We start from the raw sequence: 20,427 nt of genomic DNA, 5'->3' as shown, positions 1-20,427 counted from the left end.
TTTAGAATTCACTATAACAATTGGCACATATATTGATATCACCCCAAACAATCGGCGCGAGTATGCTATGAAAGTATTGTTAGTCGAAGATGAGTTATCGCTTGGCGACTATATTAAGAAAGGTCTAAGCGAGGCGGGATTTCTCGTTGAGCATAAAACAACCGGCTTAGATGGTTATCATGCCCTTATGACGGAAGACTTCACTGTCGTGGTGATGGATGTGATGCTGCCTGATGTGAGTGGATTCGAGTTAGTCAGTAATTATCGAGCAGCGGGTAACACCACTCCTGTATTGTTTTTGACCGCAAAAGATGACCTCAGCGACCGCATAAAAGGCATTGAGATTGGCGGTGATGACTATCTGACCAAACCTTTTGCCTTCGCTGAGCTGCTGGTTAGAATCAAGAGCCTACTGCGCCGTGCCAATCAAGCAGACTACGCCAGCACAGTGCTGCATAGTGCTGATTTAAAGATGGATATCGCTAAGCGTAGCGTACAGAGAGGTGAGATGCCCATTAAATTAACCGCAAAAGAATTTGCTCTATTGCAGTTTATGCTTGAGCGTCAAGGCGAGGTATTGCCGCGCTCTGTGATCGCCTCGCAAGTATGGGATATGAATTTTGATAGCGATACTAATGTGATTGACGTTGCCATAAGACGCTTACGAATCAAAATCGATGATGACTTTGAAACTAAGCTCATTCATACCGTACGCGGCATGGGTTATAAATTAGAAGCTATCGATGTCGACTCTAAAACGACTAATGAAGCCAACAATAATAAAAATACTCAAAGCAATATAAATACTACTAACGCTACTAATTCTATGGATACCAACCTAGCCTCTAAAACCAATCACCCTGAAGTGAAGTAGCATGGGATATCACTCGCATAATCGACGCTTATCATTACTGTGGCGCACTATCCTACTGCTGACGGTATGCGTACTGATTTCCCAAGTCTTTTTATACACCTGGATACAGCGCTCGGTTAACGACCACTTTGAACAAATGGACGCAGAGATTTTGACTCATGCAGCGTTTAATTTGCGCCAACATATCATGGACATCTCACCCGATGACCAGACCTCTAGCGACTTATCCAACCTGACAGATTCATCCAGCCCGTCTAACTTACATAACTTAAACGACCAGCATAACCCAATTAATAGGCAGCCATCAGCGTTAGAAACTTCTGGGCTGGGCTATGAGGTCAAGACTGTCATCACCGACCTTAACGGACAAGTGATTAGCAGTCTGCCGACAAATTTTGTTAATACGTTCAATGATAGCCGATTGGTACAAGAATTATGGCAGCAGCACCACGACCAACCCTTTGACTTGCAACTCGATAACCGTCATTTCCGCGCCATCGTCATTGAGCACTCCACGCGCTTAGCATTAATCGTGCTACCGATTGATGTGCATCATCAGTATCTTGTACAATTCAATCGCCATCTCATTCTGATACTCAGTGCGATTACCTTGATATTGGTGTCAGTGGCGGCGCTTAGTGTGTATCTGGGATTTGCGCCCTTATCTACCATCAGTCACAAGATGACTCGCATCAATGCCGAACAGCTAGACGATAGAATCATCGTCGCCGAGATGCCTAGCGAACTGCGCCCATTGGCTAACGCTTACAATGCCATGATGGATAAGCTTGAGCACAACTTTGACTCGCTATCGCGGTTTTCAGACGATATCGCTCATGAGCTGCGCACGCCACTGGCGACCTTGAGCACTCAGACTCAGGTAATGCTCAGTAAGCCCAGAGACAGTCAGGAATATGTCGAACAGCTCCATCATCAACACGATACACTCGAGCAGCTATCGGCTTTGATTAATAACATGCTGTTGCTCGCAAAAACCCAAAAACGACTCTATGACTCACAGCTCAATCTTGTCGATACCGAGTCATTGATGGCCAAGCTTATTGATTATTTTGAGCTGATAGCCGAAGAGCGAGGTATATCTTTTGAAAAAAAAGGCCACTTTGATGCGGTGTTGGGTGATGAGAGCTTATTACAAAGGCTGTTTGCTAACCTGATATCCAATGCGATTTACTATGCCGCCAGTGACAGCGTCATTACTATTGCGGCAGTCTCTAGCACTGATAGCGTCATTACAAACAATACGCACGTGCTAAAAGAAACCATGCAGCAACCGTCATCAATAATCACCATTACCAATCGTTTAAACGAACCTCTTACGCAAGCAGAAGCCAATAAACTGTTTGAGCGTTTTTATCGTCATGACAAAAGCAACAGTCAGCACTCGGGTACAGGATTGGGTTTATCTATCGTACAAGCGATCGCACATGCCCATAACGGCAAGGTCAGTATTACCATCAAAGATGACTACGAATTTCAAGTTAATGTGCAGTTATTGGCTACGTCATCAGCTCATCCGTCTTAATCAGCTCAGCCTCGAGCCATTGTAATGCCTCATCTTCACGATCTGCAGCAAAGGTCTGCATCTGCATATTAGGAAAGACTGGCTGCATGGCATGAATCAGTTTACTCATCCAATTAGGTGCGCCGACTATCGCATAACGCTCGACCTTTTTTATCGCCGCAAGCTTCATTGAAAATAAGCCCTGCCTCTGAATAAGAATGGCTGGATCAAAACCTGCAAAATGCGTCATGCGATTGAGCAAACGCACCTTTTCGTGATCGGCAAAAAAGCTTTCTAGACTGTCTATCACCTCGGGCATCTCGTCTGCAGACATTGTACCGTCAATCTCGAAAGCCAGTACATTGGCTTTGTTGGTTGGCAAAAAGTGAATAGCAGCGCGCTTGGCTGCTGGTTTTTTTGGTATGGTCGCTGCCCACTGCAAGGCCTCTGCACTTTGGCTTGTAGCAAAAACCTGCATCTCAAGCTTAGGAACTATGCGCTTTATAATAGAGACTAATGTTTGTGGCCATTTTTTATCCGATACAATCGCACATCTACTCAGCTGATCAAGATGACGCCATAATTCAATATCAGCCTTGACGCCTTCTAATAATGTGCTTGCATTGATATCAGCAAGTTCTAAGAATTCAACATAGAGGCCAATTTGCTCATACTGTTGTCGTTTCTCGTCAAAGATACTGCGATATTCTTGGACACCTTCAGCGCTCAATGCCCCATCAATCGTGAATGCAATGACATGATTTGGAGCAGATAATTGTTTTAACATCACTCTGTCCTTATTTTGATTAAGTTTTTAGATACGCTAATGACTCTACTTCTAACTTAGCATAGCACTGGCCCTTTAAGTGTTGCTTTAATAGGCACTTATATAACCAAAAAGTGATGCGTTTACAGCTACTTTACCTCTACTTTTTTTGTTCTTTTGGATATTTTGCTATTTTGAAGGCGCCGTTGCCATTTTTACCCCGCCCCATGTGACCAAAGCGATACCAAGCGCGATCAGAGAAGCGCCCAAGATAAGTCCTTCTGGTGGGGCCTCACCTTGTAAGAATATAGCCACAGGCACCCCGACGACCGCCCCTACCGAGCCAAGCAAGCTCAGCAATACTGGACCGCCAGTTTTTTGTAATAAAAACAGCAGTAAAAACTGGCCAGCGAATATACAAGCTTGCGCTAGGATCAAACCTAGCGGCAGCAGCTCTCCTAGCGGCACAGCTACCGAGAAACTTGGCAAAACACCCATCATGCCTAGCAATAGCGCAGCCGCAATCAACATACCTGGTGCCAGTGCGCTCGGCGACGCATTATCTGGCCAGCGTAACGTGCGATAGATATTGCCAATCGCGAGTAGTACAGGGCCACAGAGCGCCATCACAATCCAAAAGACACTCGCATCTGGCGCAGAAAACTTATGGATGGCCAGTACCCCTGCACCCATCAGTGCTGCCACTACCCCGCAAGCGCGCATAACCGTAAACTGCTCTATCCGCATGACCAAGGCACCAAGATACGTCAGTAGTGGTGGTAGAGAAATGATAAGCGCGACGAAACCTGCGCCAACATGAGGAATCGCTGAAAAAAGCAGCAAGTTGGAACCTGCCACGCTAACCAGTGCCGCGACAAAATAATACTCAAAGCTACGCGCACTGAGTGGCGGTGGCTGTTGGCGTAAAAAGGAAACCAGCAACAGAATGATGGCAGCGCCAGTAATAGACCAAAACAAAAAAGCCAATGGTGTCAGCCCTACTTCGCCTACATATTTGGCGAGATTGGTAGAGATGCCTATTAATGCGCCGCCCGCTAAAAGACAGGTGAACGGAACCAGCCACGACTGTTTACTGTTAGAGACCTGCTGCATAGATGCACTCACAAATTATCTTAATGGCTGATCATATCAATCCTGCTCAAACAGTCTACTAACGATGAGCGCTACTAGCCATAGTTGATTGACGTTAAAAGAGGCAGGTTCAAAATAAAAAAGCACAAAGATGCTGACATACTGCTGGGCAGTCAGAGCGGTAAGCCAGAACGGTAAGCCAGTCCAAACGAGCTGAAAAAAAATGAGCTTAGCAGTTTTATAAACTGCTAAGCCCCTCCTCTTTTGACTAATATCTGTGATATGGCTAATAAGACTAAAAACTGACTATAAAGACCAGCGGTTTATAGCATGATTTGAGCAACGAGTGCCGACCCTAAAAAAGTCCCTGTAAAGGTAAGGATGGCAACAATAGCAATCTTAAAGCCAGACTTTTTGAATAGATCCACTTCCATCTGCGAGATAGCAAAGCCTGCATAAGCCAGCACTGGCGTCAGCAGTTGCAATACACCAAGCTTAGCCGTCTCTTCTAAGACATAGGCATTGAACGGGAACTGTGGTAACGATATCAAGATAGCCACAATGGATATCCAAGCAATCGCTGGGACATTGAACGGGATAATTCGTTTTAATAAAATCCCAACCACACAGCAGGCGAATAGAATAAGCATCGCGGGTAAAGCATCGAATGGACCGACGCCTTGTCCCACCCAGTTGCTTAATAATAGCACCACACATATTACAGCCAGTAATGCAAAAGACTGTACTGTCGACAAAGGCGCCTGCTCTTGCATCACCGCACCGAAGTCTGTTTCGGTAGCGACATCCACGGTTTTTTTCTTAAACTTGCTGACCATCTTATACAAAAACTCGGTAAAAGGCAGGGCGATAAATAAGCTCACAAACAAGCCTGTCGCATAAGTGAGTAAGTTAGAAGTCGCTGCAAATGCGGTGATCGTTTCTTCTTGCGCAGGCACAGCTTCTGCAAGCGCAGCCGAACACGCACCCATCATACTGCCACTGCCGATACCACAAGCCATGGCCAGTGCGCGCACATCCATGATATTCATAGAAGCAATGACACCTGCCAGCAATGAAAAATAGATCGCACCAAATAAGGTGCCCATCACATAAACGCCCATGACACCGATACCTTCGGCGCTCTGCAAGCCATACTTATCAGCGATCAAAGCCACGTTCGGCTCACGAGCAACGGAGTGAGTGGCACCGATAGCTTCTCGCCCCATACCAAATACCAATACTGCAACTGGTAGTGCTATCAAGACAGTAGCAACGTTACCAAGCTCTTGTAGTAACAGTGCAGGCCCTGCCGCTATGATCTCATCGATATTAGGACCGACGCCGACGCCGAATTTGGCAATAAAAGGCATGATACTTAACAGAACCGCATAACTGGCAAACTTTGCCCGCTTTTTGGTTATGACCGCTTTCATCGAAGGGATGACGTTGGGGTTGAGTAATATGGCAAAAATGAAAGCATATAACAAAGGCAGTAGGACCAAAGTACCAATTCCGATAGGAATCTTAATGATGCCTATCCACTCTGCCAGTAGTGACACCGCTATCACTAATAAATGTAGCTTCCAATCAAGTAGGTGCTTGGTCATGGTAGATGACAGCACGCTTTTATCATTCATATCAATTCCCTTTATTTTTAGTGCTACTGCACGCTTTAATGGCCGTCTCTTTTTTATTTGAGACTGACTATAGCTCAGTCAGTTAAGCCTGTTTTGGCAGCTCAGACTCAACCAAAGATACCCAAACCTTAATACCAATCTCGATGGCATCATCATTAAAATCATAATGTGCATTATGCAAAGGTTTAGAAGGCGTACTACCATCTACCCCCAACCAAAAATAAGCGCCTTTGACCTGTTGACTCATGAATGAAAAGTCTTCAGATGCCATTGACGGCTCTACATCCGTTTTTACTTTATCAGCGCCCAGCACTTTGGTCGCAGCCTCTTTAATCTCAAGATATGCCTGAGCGTCATTGATAGTGACCGGATAGCGAATGTGATAGTCTATTTCTCCTTTGACACCATATAAAGGCGGCAAAGTCGTTACCATCTCTGTGAGCATATCCTGCATCGATTGGCGCACATCCATATCAAAGCTACGAACCGTCCCTTTTAGAATCGCATAGTCAGGAATGACGTTGGTGGTATCGCCACTATTCATCTGCGTCACGCTAATCACCCCTGACTGCAATGGCGATACTCGGCGAGAAATAATAGATTGGATATTGGTAATCAAGGCCGCGCCTGCTGCTATCGGATCAGCGCCTAGATGCGGCATGGCAGCATGTGTTCCTTTACCCGTCAACGTAATCTCAAAGGTATCAAAGGACGCCATCATAGGCCCATTATTGACTGCCACCTCACCCAGCGGCAAGCCTGGCCAGTTATGCAGGCCATATACGGCATCCATGGGGAATTGATCAAACAGCCCGTCATCAATCATGGCTTTGGCACCGCCCAAGACTTCTTCAGCAGGTTGAAATATAAAATGCAGCGTACCGCTAAAGTTTTTGTGTTGGCTTAAATGTCTGGCAGCACCCAACAACATAGAGGTGTGACCGTCATGACCACAGGCATGCATACAGTTGGTATGAGTAGATTTGTGATCAATATCACTTTGCTCTTCTATCGGCAACGCATCGATATCCGCGCGTATCCCAATCGTAGGGCCTGAGCCATTTTTCAATGTGCCAACCACGCCAGTACCGCCCAGCCCTTGATGCACCTCGATACCGAAAGATTGTAGTTTTTCGACGATGAATGCGGCGGTTTTAAACTCTTTAAAACCAAGCTCAGGCTGGCTATGAATATGTTGACGCCATTGTTTGACATCAGCTAACAGTTCTTCATTGATTAACATCTGCTTGCTTCCTTAAGATTATTTTGAGGGAGTTATAAGGGTCTGTTTCTGTTGAACTTAGGGTCTATTGAACAATGAAAACATCCTTCATCACGTTTAAACATACACTTTTTACTTATCAGTACTTTCAAAATAAATAAGCCACATAGAATGGCTTATTTGCTTATGACGAGCGGTGGACGGCTTCTATATTTTTTGTAATACTCTATTCTAGCCTATTCTCTCCCATTCAGATACCGCTCTGCGATACGATCTGGCTTGTCTAGATTTTTTATAAATCTACGACCAGCTTTCATCTACTATTAAGACAAAACCTGAATGACTTAACCATCAGATATTCATCATAAAAAAAACCCTGCCAGTGATGACACCAGCAGGGCGTGGAGAATAGCATTCATACTGACTATTATTATTGTTATATCTATTGCCCATCAAACGATGGCTTATTCTTTAAACTCCTAAATTATTCAATGCAAATTTTTAATCTCAAGTAGTAATCCACCACTACTCATTAACGAAAGCAATTTTGCTTAATTGTGCCTTGCTGGCAAGCGCCAATATTTGTGCGACCGTATCATATCTGGCATCTTTATCTGCCCGCAGATGTATCGTTGGCTCTGTTTCAAGGCCTGACTGCGCTATGAGTCGTTTTTCTAACTCCTCTAATGAAATAGAAGCATCATCCCAGTACACACCCGCATCTTTGTCCACACTGATTTGAATGACTTCAGGTGGCTGCTCTTGTACGCTCGCACTGGTCTTGGGCAAGTCTAAGGGCACCGACGGATTTAATACGGTTGCCGTGACCAAAAATATAATCATCAATACCAGCATGATATCAATCAAAGGAATGAGGTTCATTTCACTCATGCCTTGCATGTCATCTTCGCCTAATTGAAACGCCATCTTAACTTCCTACTGTCTCTTTAGAGTCTAAGGTCTGATTATTTAATACTTTTGTGGATGTTGCCGCTATTTGCTCAAAGCAAATCTATGAGGCGCATAATCAAGATTGATTTAGCCCGCCGTTGATGCAGACATACTGCCAACATACGATTTGTTTTTATTCACTTGTGCTATCGTCTGTTTGGTATCAGGCGTACTAACACCACCTTGTTTGGCGGTCTCTCTGAGCAGCCCATAAGCAGTATCATTGGCCACATATAAAGTTCGGCGATTGAGACGAAGGGCGATGTTATAAAAAATCACCGCAGGGAGGGCAACAGCTAGACCCAAGCCAGTCATGATCAACGCTTCACCGACAGGGCCTGCTACCTGACTCAGACCTGCTTGCCCCGACTGGCCGATACTATGTAGGGCGTGAAATATTCCCCAGACTGTGCCAAACAAACCGATGAATGGCGCAATGGCTGCCGTCGTTCCAAGAATGGACATACCCTGCTCGCCTTTATCACGGTAACGACCGATTTGTTGCATGAGCGTCTGCTCAGTGACCGTTTTACGCTCTGCGCTACTCAGACTCTCAAGCTCTGTAGACTGCAAATCAACCGCTCTTACCAAGTCCCCTGCCACTGCTTTTTTTAACTGATAGCTTTGGTAAAGACGAATGATACCGGTGAACCAAGAAGCGACTGACAATGCCAGTAAGGTAAAAAACAAAAACTTAGTGACACCATCGGTATATTGCCAGTATTCTGCGAAGTCCATGACCAATCCTCGTGTTTTATAAAATATATGCCTTAATTATTCAAATACTGTTCTTAGCTACTCTTCTTTGTTAGGTCTAGTCGATGCTAAATAAAAATGATACATTTTGCCATGTGCTGTTCAATCGACGTTAACATTTATGGGTAACTCAACAATCCCAACCACAGCCATACCATTGCGTTTAAAAGGGTTAAACTTAGCGCGATTAACTGCTTTTAAAGCATCTTTATCGACCAAAGCATTGCCCGATGAAGACACTACTGCCACGTTTTGGATGTTGCCCTGCTTATCAACCGTCATTTTTAGCAATACGCTATAAGAGTCACCTGGCAATACCTTGCTTCTGGTTCTTTTAGACAAGCTAATATTAGGGGCGCGTTGCCAACTTGCTTCAGAGGCTGATACCGATATTGGTGTATTACTGGCAGCGGCTTGTTCTCTTGCAGCTTGCTCCCTTGCAGCCTGTTCTCTTGCAGCCTGTTCTCTTGCAGCCTGTTCTCTTGCAGCTTGTTCTCTTGCAGCTTGTTCTCTTGCAGCTTGTTCTCCTGCAGCTTGTTCTCTTGCAGCTTGTTCTCTTGCAGCTTGTTCTCTTGCAGCCTGTTCCCTTGCAGCCTGTTCTCTTGCAGCTTGCTGTTTTATCTCACTGTTACTGTTATCAACAGTTACAGTATTCACCTCTGGTTTAGGGGCTGGTTTTGGCTGTAGTTTTGGCTCTGTCTTTGGTTCGGGTTTTGGCTCTGGCGGAGGTTTTTCTGCAGGTGGTTTTACAGGCTCAGGCTCAAACACTGGCTTAGCTTTCGGTTTGGGCTCCTGCTCAACTTTTGCTTTGGTGACTACTTTCGGTGCTGTGTCTGGTTTAGGCGCTGGTTTTAGCTCAGCTTCTGGCTCAGGCTTTGATTCAGCAGGAGGACTAATCAGCTGAACTTCCATAGGCAAGATGTCATCAGGTTGCTGATCAGGCGGCTTAGGGCTATTCATATTTACTAACGCAGCAGCAGTAACCCCATGCAAAGTGACGACGACGATCGCAGTGGCGACATTAAATGTTGTGAGACTTTTTTTGTGGCTATATTGTTTGGTCATAGAAGCACTTTTTAATCGTGACAGCACTGGCAAGTTTGTGAGAATCAAAACCTACTTTTAACACATACGGTTAGTAGCGTCGCATGATGCCTGACGTTATGATGACTCATAAGCGTTATACGTTCATGTACTAAGGTCATATCTCACCCTAGTCCGAAGAATAATAATATAAAACTCATGCAATGTAAATAAGAATCATTATTATTATCATTTTAATATCTTGTAACTACTCCTAATCAAATGAATGCCGTAAACCTTTTTCCCTCCACGATTTTTTTATAGTTATAAAAAACCATCTATATCAATACTTTAAAACAGCAAGATTAAAGTATTGATATAGATGGTTTTTTATAACTATAAAAAAATCGTGGAGGGAAAAAGGTTTACGGCATTCATTTCATTATGAGTATTTTTAGCGTATGATAGGCCTTTTATTTTAATAAATCACACCTTATTCGTTGTACCGATACAACATCTATAAACAATAGGCCTGCCATATGACCCTTAAAATAAAACAGACTCTAATTGGACTTGCCGTCAGCGCCAGCCTTGTTGGCTGCACACCAACAGAAAACACGGATCAAGCCAAAGCTATAACTAACACCGAACAAACCCAATCGACTAACGCAGATGGCAATATAGAAGCAAACTCTGCACTTAGTGACGATACAGTGGTCACGATTGATACCGTTCGTGGTGATGTGGATTTGCCTGTTAACCCTCACCCTATCGCTGTCTATGACATGACGTTGATGCAGGATTTAGCAGCGCTGGGCGTGCCCGTCGATGGCTTGCCTGACAATCTACCCTTAGACAACTTAATGGCTGTTGATACTTCAGAGAGTAAAAATCCAGAGAGCAAAAAAATAGGCACATTATTTGAGCCAGATATGGAAGCTTTGAACGAGATGCAGCCAAAAGCCATCTTGGTCGGCTCACGTATGGCAGAAAAATACGACACCTTAAGCCAAATGGCACCGACGCTAGATCTTACCTTAGATACCGCCAATATTTACGAATCCAGCAAGCAGCGCCTAGCGGATTTGGGCCGTTTGTTTGGTAAAGCGGATAAAGCACAAGCGCTACAAAAAGACATCGATGATGCTATCGAAAAAGCCAAGACTGCCAGCGCAGGCAAAGGTAATGGCTTGGTGGTACTGGTCAACGGTAATAAAATCTCAACTTATGGTGCAGACTCACGCTTTGGGTTTATACACACCGTGTTTGATATTCCGGTGGCAGACGCTCAGATTGAAGAGGCCCGACACGGACAGCCAGTGTCTTTTGAGTACCTACAAAAAATCAATCCCGACTGGCTGTTTGTACTAGACAGAACCTCTGCCATTGGTGAAGAAGGTGATGGCGCAGACGTGGTGCTAGATAACCCACTGGTGCATCAAACCACCGCCTGGAAAAACGACAACATCGTTTATCTTAGCCCAGACTCTTACTTAGCGTTTGGTGGTTACTACCAATGGCTAAAAGATGCCAATCTTGTCACCGAAAAGTTTACTCAGGCAGACAGCACCCAATAGATTAATTGTTAATAAGTAAAATTATTAACAAGCAAACAAGTCGCTGGCTGACTTAACTCTTTACGTAAATCTTTAGTTAACCGTTAGCCAGTTATGTAATGTGTAGATATCCCTATGGCACGCAGCGTACCGCTCACTCAGTCTCCGCGATTATCATGGTCTTTATCACCAAGGCTGTTAAATGCTCTCAGCTTGGTATTGCTATTTGCTTTGATTTTACTGAGCTTGTCTATTGGCGTCGCTGATTTTTCGTGGCAAGGGTTTTGGCAATGGCTTGTCGATAGTGCCTCGCCTTTATTCGCCATGTTCAATAGTGGCACGGCGAGCCAAACCATCAGCCAAGCAGCCAGTACTGACATGCAGCTGTTAATGGTCAGCCGTATACCGCGCACCATTGCCATTATCTTGACTGGAGCGTCGTTGGCGGTCGCAGGGATGATCTTGCAAACCGTACTAAAAAACCGCTTTGTCGAGCCCTCTATGGTGGGGGCGACTCAAAGTGCTGGTTTAGGGTTATTACTCATCAGTCTATACCTGCCAGCTAGCAGCTTACTGAACAAGATGCTAGTGGCTACGCTATGTGCGGTGGTTGGTATGGTGATATTTATGCGCCTTATTAAGCGCTTACCGCCGACTGATTACTTGATGGTGCCGTTGGTCGGTATTGTGTTTGGTGCCATCATCGAAGCGGTGACGTTGTTTATTGCTTATCAGACTGAATCGGTACAAATGCTCTCAGTATGGCGTTTTGGGGACTTCTCTACTATCTTAGCAGGTCGTTATGAGCTGCTGTATTTGACAGGGGCATTAGCGATAGGCGCTTATATCTTAGCAGATCGGCTGACCATCGTTGGTCTTGGCGACGCCATTGCGATCAATCTTGGTGTCAATAAAAACCTGATGACTTGGTTTGTCATTATGACCGTCGCCATCATTAGCTCAGTGGTCGTGGTGACCGTCGGCGCCATTCCATTTGTGGGGCTAATAGTGCCCAATATCATTAGCCGAATCATGGGCGATAAGCTGCGCCATTGTCTGCCTGCGGTCGCTTTGATGGGAGCGAGTTTTGTACTGCTATGCGACATCATCGGGCGCAGTATTCGCTATCCTTATGAGGTGCCAGTGGCGACTATTTTTGGCGTTATTGGTGCGGGAGTGTTTTTATGGTTGCTATTACGTCAACCCAAAGCCAGTTAGTTTTTCGAAGTCTTTGGAGTAAAAAACGCACAGTAAGCGAGAAAACCCATACACCCATAACAGTAGCAGTGCACTATTGAAGTGACTTTCCCTTTAGAAGTACGCCTCTTTTTTTGAACTTATCATAGCCACGTTGAATCAAGCCAATGACGACATCATCTGACCACAACATCCATTCTGATAATACTGACCATGACTTTTTAGACAGTCGAAAAGCTTCTAAGCAAGCCATGAGCAAGCATTCCCTATTACAAAAACAGCTATCAAAGCAGTCATCAAAGCAGTCATCAAAGCAGTCATCAAAGCGGCTATCAAAGCTACTTTCTAACGAGATATGGACCAAGCCTGTAATGATCGTCCTTGGCCTACTCATCGTCAGTTCAGTCTTATTTATGACTATCGGTGCCAATGGTAATTGGGATTTTGTACTCGAATTCCGTGGCAAAAAACTGTTAGCACTATTAATTGTTGGCTATGCGATTGGCGTCTCAACTCTGCTATTTCAAAGCTTAACGCACAATCCTATTTTGACCCCTTCTCTACTGGGCTTTGACGCTCTCTACGTGCTCATCCAAAGCCTGCTGGTTTTCTTTTTGGGCACCAGCAATCTGTTTAGCAGCCAGCCTTTGCTAAAATTTGCCTTGGAAGTGGGGTTAATGGTAGGAGCATCACTGCTATTATTTCGCTTACTTTTTACACGCTCCAATCATGATTTGGCAAGGTTGATTCTGGTCGGCATCGTATTTGGGGTGCTGTTCCGCAGTTTATCGTCTTTGGTCGCACGGTTGATCAACCCTGAAGATTACGTCGTTATTCAATCAGCCAGCTTTGCGCAATTCAATACGATTAATTCAGCGATGATGATGGCAAGTTTGGTCGTTTGTCTGGTGAGTGCGGTTTTGATTTGGCGGTGGCGGCATCAAGTGGATGTACTGATGTTGGGGCAAGCACATGCCATCAATCTAGGTATCAACTACCGATCGTTAGCGATGCGTTTATTAATAGTCATCGCCGTATTGGTCGCGACGGCAACGGCGTTTGTCGGCCCCGTGATATTTTTAGGACTGCTGGTATGCGCGCTGACCAATCGTATTTGCAAAACCATGCACCACAGCGAACGCTTGGTATTGGTGAGTTTTATGGCCATGCTCTGCTTGGTATTGGGTCAGACCATATTCGAGCGCATATTAGGTATGGCAGGTGTGCTCTCAGTCGTTATTGAGCTGCTAGGAGGCATTGTCTTTATCGCGTTAATTTTCAGTCAGTTCCGTCAACATAAATCACCCGTATAAATTACTCATATAAAGTGCGAATGTCATTATGATAACCCTCTCTCACGTCAGCCATCGTATTGGCTCACACACCATCCTCGATGATGTGGATTTAACCCTAGCGACAGGCCAAGTCATCGCCCTTATTGGACCCAATGGTGCGGGTAAATCGACCCTGTTTAACTTAATGTCACGGCTGACACCTTTACAAAAAGGCGTTGTCAGCTTTGACGGGCATGATATCGAAAGCACCGATAGCCAGACCCTTGCCAAAACCGTCGCCATGTTGGCACAAGAAAACCACATTCAAGGACGATTGCGGGTAGAAGAGCTGTTGATGTTTGGCCGCTATCCCTATCACCAAGGCCGCCCTACAGATAAGGATCGGCAAATGGTACAAACCATTATGGCGCGTTTTGAGCTGCTCGACATGGCCAAGCGCTTTCTCTCTACCCTCTCTGGTGGACAGCGGCAACGGGTATTGATCGCCATGATTGTCTGCCAAGATACACCTTACTTACTGCTCGATGAGCCACTAAACAACCTCGATATGTATCATGCCGGCAGGCTGATGCGTGAGCTGCGGTCGCTGACGCATCAAGCGGGCAAAACTGTGGTCATTGTCTTGCACGATATCAATCAAGCAGCGCAGTTTGCCGATACCGTGGTCATGATGAAGGAAGGCAAAATTATCCAGACCGGTCACCCTACCGATGTACTGACTCATGACGCCATCGATGACTTATATGGCGTAGACGTTACTGTGCTGACGCACAATGGTCGCCCCGTCATTGTGGATACGGTTTAAACTCTCTCGACAAAGAGACTTTGATCAAAAACTCTTTAATAAAAAGCTCTCAATAACAAGCCCTTAATAACAAAACCTTGATAAAACGCTGCATAAAAAACCAGCCACCTAAATGTTAGATGGCTGGTTTTTTTAGAACTATTTATAATTACTCTTTAAAACTGATAGGTTAGTGACGCTTTGATATTACGACCCATTTCAAAGTCAGTAGCCGTCGCATCAGCCATATTTAAGCGCGATGAGTGGCTAGCATAAGTTTCATCGAACAGATTATAGACCCCAACCGTAGCTTTCACACCCTCAAGCTGACGTGGTGAATAGTTCATATACACATCATGCACATCATAGTTTGGCTTGGTATCTCCACTATTATCGGTGATGGATGCCACATAGGTACTGCGCCAGCCAAGCCCTAGCTCATCACTTGGTTCATAGTTCAGGTTCACCATGTAGCGGTCGCCCGAGTCAGCACTACTGCCGCTTACGGATGGAATGCTATCGCCTGTTTCGCTACCTTCACTACGGGCACGTGAATAGCTGAGACCCATACCAAAGTTATCCATTCTATAGTTCGCTGCCAGCTCAACGCCTTTGATTTCATAGTCTTCATCACTGTTGATCATACCTTGGCAGTCTTGCAGGTTGCCTGCCGAACCGCGCTCGCCAGTGCTACAGTTTAGACCATAGCGACCTGCACGATCCCCTGTTCTGACAAACTGCTGATAGTTTTCGATATTAGACTTAAAGTATTTTGCGCTTAATTGCATGGCATCATCAGCGGTCGTTAGTCCGCGCAGTGTCGTGGCAATACCCACTTCAGAGTTATAGCCTTCTTCTGGCTTGAGATCATTATTGACATAAATACCTTCGCCATTGCTATTGAATATAGCCTGTCCTAAGTCAGGACCATTAAACAATTGCGTATAGCTGGCAAATACTTGCGTACGCGGCGCAATCTCATAGCTGGCAGCCAAGGCACCAACGACATTGTCATAGGTCTTACCACCTGACACAAACTCAGGTGATTCGTAACGGTCATAACGCACGCCTGGCGTTAGGGTAAATTTACCCATTTGCCACTGGTCTTCTAAATACACTGAGGTGTTTTTTGCGCTGTCACTGTTTGCACCCTGATTGTCTCGTGCCATCTCCGACTCTTTTTTGTAGTGCTCTGCCCCTGCGATCAACTTATGGCTACCGGTAGCAGTATCAATCACACTGGTGTTTTCAATTTTGGCGCCAGTGGTTTTTACCTTAGCGTTCCAATCATAATTTGACGATATATCAGCACTATTGTTACGCGAAATTTCTGTTTCGGTTTGATAAATATTGGCATCAACATCAATCAGAGAGTTTAATGGATTAAAGTTGTAATCCACTGTATAAGTATCTCGCTTTACCTTTTGCGGGATTCTTTCGTCACTCAAACTCGGAAAGTCTGGACGAAACGGAAAGATACCCTTTTTTTCAGTACGGCTAAAGCTTGCGCCTACGCGGTGATCATCGAGGATAAAAACGCCTGCTTTTAATAAGACATTCTCGCCTTTACTGTCTTCAAAAAGCTCACGGCCTTCCCCATCTTCGCCAGAATCTGCATCACGCTTGCCGTAATAGGCCAATAAATCCACATTATCAGACGGTGCGCCATAGACCGTTGCTGACGTTAATAGCTCATCGTTGTTACTGCCATAGCCTGCATGTATTTTTGCACCGATTTTTTGACCAGGCTTGAGCAAGTCAGCAGCATCTACCGTCTCAAACGCCACGGCGCCACCAATAGCATCGTTACCCAAAGTCACAGAATTATTACCGACCGCGACTTCTGCTTGTTTTAATAAATCTGGATCGATCGTGATATCACCCATATGGTAAAACATCGCGCCTTCTTGACGGGCGCCATCAATCGTGACTTTTAGGTTGGTATCGTCAAGGCCACGTACGCGCACGCGCTGGTTCACGGTTGATGTGCCACCCACGGTTACCCCTGGTACGACGTCCAAAAAGTCACTTAAATGACTGGCTTGCGCCGCTGGCGTGTAGTCATCGATATAAACTGAATCCTCTTGCATGTTTTCACGGACTGAACTATTGGCGGTCACCGTAATGGTTTGCGCGGTCATGCTCGGCGTGTCATTCGCCATTGCAACTTGCGCAAACATAGCAGTGGCAACACCTAAGGTTAATGTCGATAGACGGCTGGGTAATGAATTATGCATAAAAACTCACTCTGTAATAGGGCTTATATATAAGCGTTAGAAATTATCAAGCAATAATTACTGTCAAAATCACGTAAAAACAAATATTAATGTTAATAGTAATGATTATCATTTATAATGACCGTTGCAGATAATAACTGAACGCTATTAAAATTTCAATAGAAAAATAAGCGTAATAAAATTCTTGTAAGAATTAACACAATAAATCATGCGTAACACACGCTGTATCGATAAGGTTGCACTCATGCCTTAGGTAAACTTTCATATACAGCAAACGCTCACCCCTAAATAAAGGAAAACCTTAAGATGGCAAAACCGACACCCAGAATGCTAGAGGTGCTTGATGCTAAATACATCACGCCAAATATGCGCCGCGTCACCCTCGGCGGGAACGGATTATCAGACTTTCCAGAAGATCAAGAAAGCGCTTATATCAAACTGCTGTTTCCTCAACCTAATGACACGCGACCACTGATGCGTACCTATACCGTAAGCGCGCAACGCGATGACGCGATAGATGTCGACTTTGCCCTTCATGACGCTGAAGGCCCTGCATCGATGTGGGCACGCAATGCTCAGCCTGGTCAGCAAATATTGGTGGGTGGCCCTGGGCCAAAGAAGCTCATCAATAATGCGGCAGACTGGTTTTTGTTGGCAGGAGATATGACGGCGCTACCAGCTATTTCGGTCAACCTTGCTCAATTGCCCGATGACGCACGAGGGTATGCAGTGCTGGAAGTAACCACTGAATTGGACATGCAGATATTAAATAAACCGAAAAACATGGAGATACATTGGGTTATCAATGCCAGCCCCAATGCTAACGATTGTCCTTTGCTTGAGCGTGTCAAAGCGCTTGCTTGGCTTGATGGACAACCTGCGGTGTGGGCAGCTTGCGAGTTCCATAGCATGCGCGCGCTCAGGCATTACTTTAAAACCATCCAACAACTGCCCAAAACGCATTTATACATATCGAGCTACTGGAAAGTCGACAACACCGAAGATCAGCATAAAGTAGAAAAGCGTCAGGATGCGCAGACCGAGCTGCTGAATTAACAGTCAGGGGCTCGTTAAAATTGTTTGGAGTAGCGGCGAAGAATTACAGAGGTGGCAAAAAAATTATACGGCTGAAGCGCTCATTCATACAAACATTCATACAAAATATGCAACACGCTCTAACCCTGTGATCCGTTACAGGTTAAACTGTCCTCTGAGCGTTTGTATTTTTTGAGGATGTCTATGTCATACTCTATTCACGATGAGCCGCACCTAAGTAACCGAAGTCAATGGCTCAGAGCAGCGGTACTTGGCGCCAATGATGGACTCATTTCTACCGCCAGTTTACTGGTTGGTGTTGCCGCCGCAAACGCGAGCAGCCAAACCTTATTACTGACAGGATTGGCGTCACTGACTGCAGGGGCTTTGTCGATGGCGGCTGGTGAGTATATCTCTGTGTCCTCACAAGCAGATACTGAAAAGGCTGATTTAAAAAAAGAGCTTTACGAGCTGACGCATAATCCTGAGCGGGAGCTTGTCGAGCTGACAACAATCTATGAGCAGCGTGGACTTGATCAAGAATTAGCACATCAAGTTGCCGTCGCCCTAACTGAGCACGATGCACTTGAAGCTCATGCCCGTGACGAGATAGGGCTAACCGAAATCAGTCAAGCAAAGCCCCTGCAAGCTTCCATTGCCTCCGCATTGGCCTTTATTACTGGTGCCATATTTCCTGTCATCGGCATCTTGGTGTTTCCAGCCCAGATCCTTGTTTGGTCATTGGCCGCGCTGACCATAGTCGGCTTAGTCCTACTTGGCATGGTATCGGCGCGCTTGGGCGGTGCACCCACTCTCCCTGCTGTCACTCGCGTCGTCGTGTGGGGTGTATTGGCCATGGTCGCAACATCACTTATTGGGCGATTACTTGGGGTGTAGCAGATTCAATTTAAAAGTATGACAGTTTTATTTTCAAATGACTAGAACGGTTTAGAGCCCAGTTTATTTTTAGCGCTCATTACTTTTTCGTAACGCATCCTAGAACGATACGTCTGTATCAGCGCGCGTTTGTAAGTAAAGACCTATTAAGGTATTCAAAAAGTAATTCCTCCTTGTATCTCGCTGACACCTCTGCAAGAATGCAGGCGCTTAACAACGATGCCGACATTTAACAACAGCATCAGCGCCTACACAGTAGCGCCTAACTATGCTTTTGGTCATTGGTTGTTAGCAATCGTTGTTAGCAAAAATTTATAACGAGCATTTATGCAAAAATAATAAATTAATACTTTTAAGAGGATCTTTATGAAAAACATGACTAAAATAATAATGGCCAGTACCCTTGCTATTAGTGCGCTGGCAGCGGGTTGCCAAACGACGCCTGGCTCTACCACACCAAGTACACAGCCCATCACTTCAGATATCCTACAGGCTCATAATTGGCAACTTGTCGACGCAAAACGTAGCAATGGCGAAAAGGTTTCTCAATTATTTTATGATCCCGCCAAACCTTTGACGCTAAACTTTATGGAAGTGGATGGCAACAACCTTGTCAGCTTTATGAACACTTGCAACAACATAGCAGCTAGCTATGAGGTGGTAAATGGTGATGTACAGCTGGGTCACGGCAGAAGCACGATGATGGCATGCCCAGAGCCACAAGCCAGCTTTGATACCGCCACCCTTGCTACCGTAGATGGTAAATACAGCTTGGGTAAAAATGCTAACAACGTGCCAGTATTAACCATTACCAACGCAAACCAAGTCGTACAGTTTAAAGCAGTCGCAAAAACCCAGTAGCAGTACATTAACTGCTCACTGAAAGACAAGACAAAATATCTCTTTGATAAAGTGTCTCTTGGATAATAATAAAAAATAACGCCTCACGACTACGTGGGGCGTTATTGTGAATGTACATAACTGCCATCTTGTCTGACAGCCACTTAGTCACGTTTGGGTGGCACAGAATAGGTGCCGACCACGTGTGCGACCATATCGCTAGAACCTTCTGAATATAAAGCCACCTCGCCGACGATGAGCGTACGCCCCACTTTCATCAAAGTACATTCTGCAATGATGCGGGCTGCTGCAGAGGGTTTGCGCAAAAAATTAATAGACAAGCTCGTCGTCACGGTCAAGGGTACGATACCAATCCGACCGAGTATCGCTACATAGATGGCGACATCGGCAATGCTCATCAATACAGGGCCAGAGACCGTGCCACCCGGACGCAGCTCGTCTATCCCAATATCGTGCGACAAGGTTGCGCCATTCTCCCCTACTGCCTCGACCTTGCATTTAGTTTGGGGAAACTCCGCTGCCAAAAAGGCAACAATCTCTTCTTTACTCGCAGACATACCTACTCCTTTAGTGTCATTATCCTAAAATTCTATTATAGTAGACATTTATATAGTCAAGGAATTTTAAAATCGCTACAAGGCGACCGACCACAGATAGTACACTAAGTACATCTAGGGCGGATAACACTGTAGCGGTTTAAAAGTGCTCCGACTATAGCATTA

General features: G+C 45.2%; 17 protein-coding genes and 1 pseudogene. 9 read left to right on the top strand and 9 right to left on the bottom strand.

The window, feature by feature from the left end:
• Positions 1–67 precede the first annotated feature (67 nt).
• Positions 68–745, top strand: a pseudogene (locus tag JMX03_RS03625) (heavy metal response regulator transcription factor); the annotation flags it as partial.
• A gap of 130 nt (positions 746–875) precedes the next feature.
• Positions 876–2,417 (top strand): ATP-binding protein, encoded by a 1,542-nt coding sequence (locus JMX03_RS03620; RefSeq protein WP_201594535.1) that lies wholly within the window; start codon positions 876–878, stop codon positions 2,415–2,417.
• Here JMX03_RS03620 and JMX03_RS03615 read toward each other — a convergent pair.
• The 7 genes from JMX03_RS03615 to JMX03_RS03585 form a co-directional block, all read right to left on the bottom strand.
• Positions 2,392–3,183: a SpoIIAA family protein gene (locus JMX03_RS03615; RefSeq protein ID WP_201594533.1), complete on the bottom strand. Its 792-nt coding sequence runs from the start codon at positions 3,181–3,183 to the stop codon at positions 2,392–2,394. The genes JMX03_RS03620 and JMX03_RS03615 overlap by 26 nt on opposite strands.
• A gap of 168 nt (positions 3,184–3,351) precedes the next feature.
• The gene (locus JMX03_RS03610; protein ID WP_265090445.1) at positions 3,352–4,287 is read right to left on the bottom strand and encodes a DMT family transporter; all 936 of its coding nucleotides are present in this window, start codon (positions 4,285–4,287) and stop codon (positions 3,352–3,354) included.
• Positions 4,288–4,577: 290 nt separating this feature from the next.
• Positions 4,578–5,891, bottom strand: coding sequence for a DUF3100 domain-containing protein (locus tag JMX03_RS03605; RefSeq protein WP_201594531.1), 1,314 nt, complete (start codon positions 5,889–5,891; stop codon positions 4,578–4,580).
• Positions 5,892–5,973: 82 nt separating this feature from the next.
• The gene (locus tag JMX03_RS03600; protein ID WP_201594528.1) at positions 5,974–7,134 is read right to left on the bottom strand and encodes a M20 aminoacylase family protein; all 1,161 of its coding nucleotides are present in this window, start codon (positions 7,132–7,134) and stop codon (positions 5,974–5,976) included.
• A gap of 504 nt (positions 7,135–7,638) precedes the next feature.
• Positions 7,639–8,040 carry an ExbD/TolR family protein gene (locus JMX03_RS03595; protein WP_201594526.1) on the bottom strand — a complete coding sequence of 134 codons (402 nt, stop codon included), beginning with the start codon at positions 8,038–8,040 and terminating at the stop codon, positions 7,639–7,641.
• 111 nt (positions 8,041–8,151) lie between these two features.
• Positions 8,152–8,802 carry a MotA/TolQ/ExbB proton channel family protein gene (locus JMX03_RS03590; protein ID WP_201594524.1) on the bottom strand — a complete coding sequence of 217 codons (651 nt, stop codon included), beginning with the start codon at positions 8,800–8,802 and terminating at the stop codon, positions 8,152–8,154.
• 120 nt (positions 8,803–8,922) lie between these two features.
• Positions 8,923–9,885 (bottom strand): energy transducer TonB, encoded by a 963-nt coding sequence (locus tag JMX03_RS03585; RefSeq protein WP_201594522.1) that lies wholly within the window; start codon positions 9,883–9,885, stop codon positions 8,923–8,925.
• A gap of 497 nt (positions 9,886–10,382) precedes the next feature.
• Here JMX03_RS03585 and JMX03_RS03580 point away from each other — a divergent pair, with 497 nt between their 5' ends.
• From JMX03_RS03580 to JMX03_RS03565, 4 genes are all read left to right on the top strand, one after another.
• Positions 10,383–11,420: a siderophore ABC transporter substrate-binding protein gene (locus tag JMX03_RS03580; RefSeq protein ID WP_201594520.1), complete on the top strand. Its 1,038-nt coding sequence runs from the start codon at positions 10,383–10,385 to the stop codon at positions 11,418–11,420.
• Between the two features lie 114 nt (positions 11,421–11,534).
• Entirely contained in the window at positions 11,535–12,617 is a 1,083-nt protein-coding gene (locus JMX03_RS03575) for an ABC transporter permease (RefSeq protein WP_201594518.1), read from the top strand.
• A 146-nt stretch (positions 12,618–12,763) separates the two neighbouring features.
• Complete coding sequence (locus tag JMX03_RS03570) at positions 12,764–13,909, top strand: iron chelate uptake ABC transporter family permease subunit (protein ID WP_265090444.1); 1,146 nt, start codon at positions 12,764–12,766, stop codon at positions 13,907–13,909.
• Positions 13,910–13,937: 28 nt separating this feature from the next.
• Entirely contained in the window at positions 13,938–14,696 is a 759-nt protein-coding gene (locus JMX03_RS03565; protein ID WP_201594516.1) for an iron ABC transporter ATP-binding protein, read from the top strand.
• 155 nt (positions 14,697–14,851) lie between these two features.
• Here the strand turns inward: JMX03_RS03565 and JMX03_RS03560 are convergent, their stop codons facing one another.
• A complete protein-coding gene (locus tag JMX03_RS03560) occupies positions 14,852–16,912 on the bottom strand; it encodes a TonB-dependent receptor domain-containing protein (protein ID WP_201594514.1) in 2,061 nt (686 codons plus the stop codon).
• Positions 16,913–17,218: 306 nt separating this feature from the next.
• Here JMX03_RS03560 and JMX03_RS03555 point away from each other — a divergent pair, with 306 nt between their 5' ends.
• The 3 genes from JMX03_RS03555 (at position 17,219) to JMX03_RS03545 (ending at position 19,705) form a co-directional block, all read left to right on the top strand.
• Entirely contained in the window at positions 17,219–17,968 is a 750-nt protein-coding gene (locus tag JMX03_RS03555) for a siderophore-interacting protein (RefSeq protein ID WP_201594512.1), read from the top strand.
• A gap of 183 nt (positions 17,969–18,151) precedes the next feature.
• Complete coding sequence (locus JMX03_RS03550; protein WP_201594510.1) at positions 18,152–18,844, top strand: VIT1/CCC1 transporter family protein; 693 nt, start codon at positions 18,152–18,154, stop codon at positions 18,842–18,844.
• Between the two features lie 366 nt (positions 18,845–19,210).
• Positions 19,211–19,705 carry an META domain-containing protein gene (locus tag JMX03_RS03545; RefSeq protein WP_201594508.1) on the top strand — a complete coding sequence of 165 codons (495 nt, stop codon included), beginning with the start codon at positions 19,211–19,213 and terminating at the stop codon, positions 19,703–19,705.
• Between the two features lie 143 nt (positions 19,706–19,848).
• On the opposite strand, the gene JMX03_RS03540 is transcribed toward JMX03_RS03545, so the two are convergent.
• The gene (locus JMX03_RS03540; protein WP_201594506.1) at positions 19,849–20,262 is read right to left on the bottom strand and encodes a PaaI family thioesterase; all 414 of its coding nucleotides are present in this window, start codon (positions 20,260–20,262) and stop codon (positions 19,849–19,851) included.
• Positions 20,263–20,427: the final 165 nt, after the last annotated feature.

This window comes from Psychrobacter fulvigenes (assembly GCF_904846155.1).
Classification (GTDB): Bacteria; Pseudomonadota; Gammaproteobacteria; order Pseudomonadales; family Moraxellaceae; genus Psychrobacter; species Psychrobacter fulvigenes.
The sequence above is the reverse complement of the archived record's forward strand: the minus strand, read 5'-3'. Positions and strand labels throughout refer to the sequence as shown.

Excerpts from the sequence above, each read along its gene's own strand:
- JMX03_RS03620 (WP_201594535.1), top strand. The coding sequence starts at position 876 with ATGGGATATCACTCGCATAATCGACGCTTATCATTACTGTGGCGCACT.
- JMX03_RS03615 (WP_201594533.1), bottom strand. The coding sequence starts at position 3,183 with ATGTTAAAACAATTATCTGCTCCAAATCATGTCATTGCATTCACGATT.
- JMX03_RS03605 (WP_201594531.1), bottom strand. The coding sequence starts at position 5,891 with ATGAATGATAAAAGCGTGCTGTCATCTACCATGACCAAGCACCTACTT.
- JMX03_RS03600 (WP_201594528.1), bottom strand. The coding sequence starts at position 7,134 with ATGTTAATCAATGAAGAACTGTTAGCTGATGTCAAACAATGGCGTCAA.
- JMX03_RS03595 (WP_201594526.1), bottom strand. The coding sequence starts at position 8,040 with ATGGCGTTTCAATTAGGCGAAGATGACATGCAAGGCATGAGTGAAATG.
- JMX03_RS03590 (WP_201594524.1), bottom strand. The coding sequence starts at position 8,802 with ATGGACTTCGCAGAATACTGGCAATATACCGATGGTGTCACTAAGTTT.
- JMX03_RS03585 (WP_201594522.1), bottom strand. The coding sequence starts at position 9,885 with ATGACCAAACAATATAGCCACAAAAAAAGTCTCACAACATTTAATGTC.
- JMX03_RS03580 (WP_201594520.1), top strand. The coding sequence starts at position 10,383 with ATGACCCTTAAAATAAAACAGACTCTAATTGGACTTGCCGTCAGCGCC.
- JMX03_RS03575 (WP_201594518.1), top strand. The coding sequence starts at position 11,535 with ATGGCACGCAGCGTACCGCTCACTCAGTCTCCGCGATTATCATGGTCT.
- JMX03_RS03570 (WP_265090444.1), top strand. The coding sequence starts at position 12,764 with ATGACGACATCATCTGACCACAACATCCATTCTGATAATACTGACCAT.
- JMX03_RS03565 (WP_201594516.1), top strand. The coding sequence starts at position 13,938 with ATGATAACCCTCTCTCACGTCAGCCATCGTATTGGCTCACACACCATC.
- JMX03_RS03560 (WP_201594514.1), bottom strand. The coding sequence starts at position 16,912 with ATGCATAATTCATTACCCAGCCGTCTATCGACATTAACCTTAGGTGTT.
- JMX03_RS03555 (WP_201594512.1), top strand. The coding sequence starts at position 17,219 with ATGGCAAAACCGACACCCAGAATGCTAGAGGTGCTTGATGCTAAATAC.
- JMX03_RS03550 (WP_201594510.1), top strand. The coding sequence starts at position 18,152 with ATGTCATACTCTATTCACGATGAGCCGCACCTAAGTAACCGAAGTCAA.
- JMX03_RS03545 (WP_201594508.1), top strand. The coding sequence starts at position 19,211 with ATGAAAAACATGACTAAAATAATAATGGCCAGTACCCTTGCTATTAGT.
- JMX03_RS03540 (WP_201594506.1), bottom strand. The coding sequence starts at position 20,262 with ATGTCTGCGAGTAAAGAAGAGATTGTTGCCTTTTTGGCAGCGGAGTTT.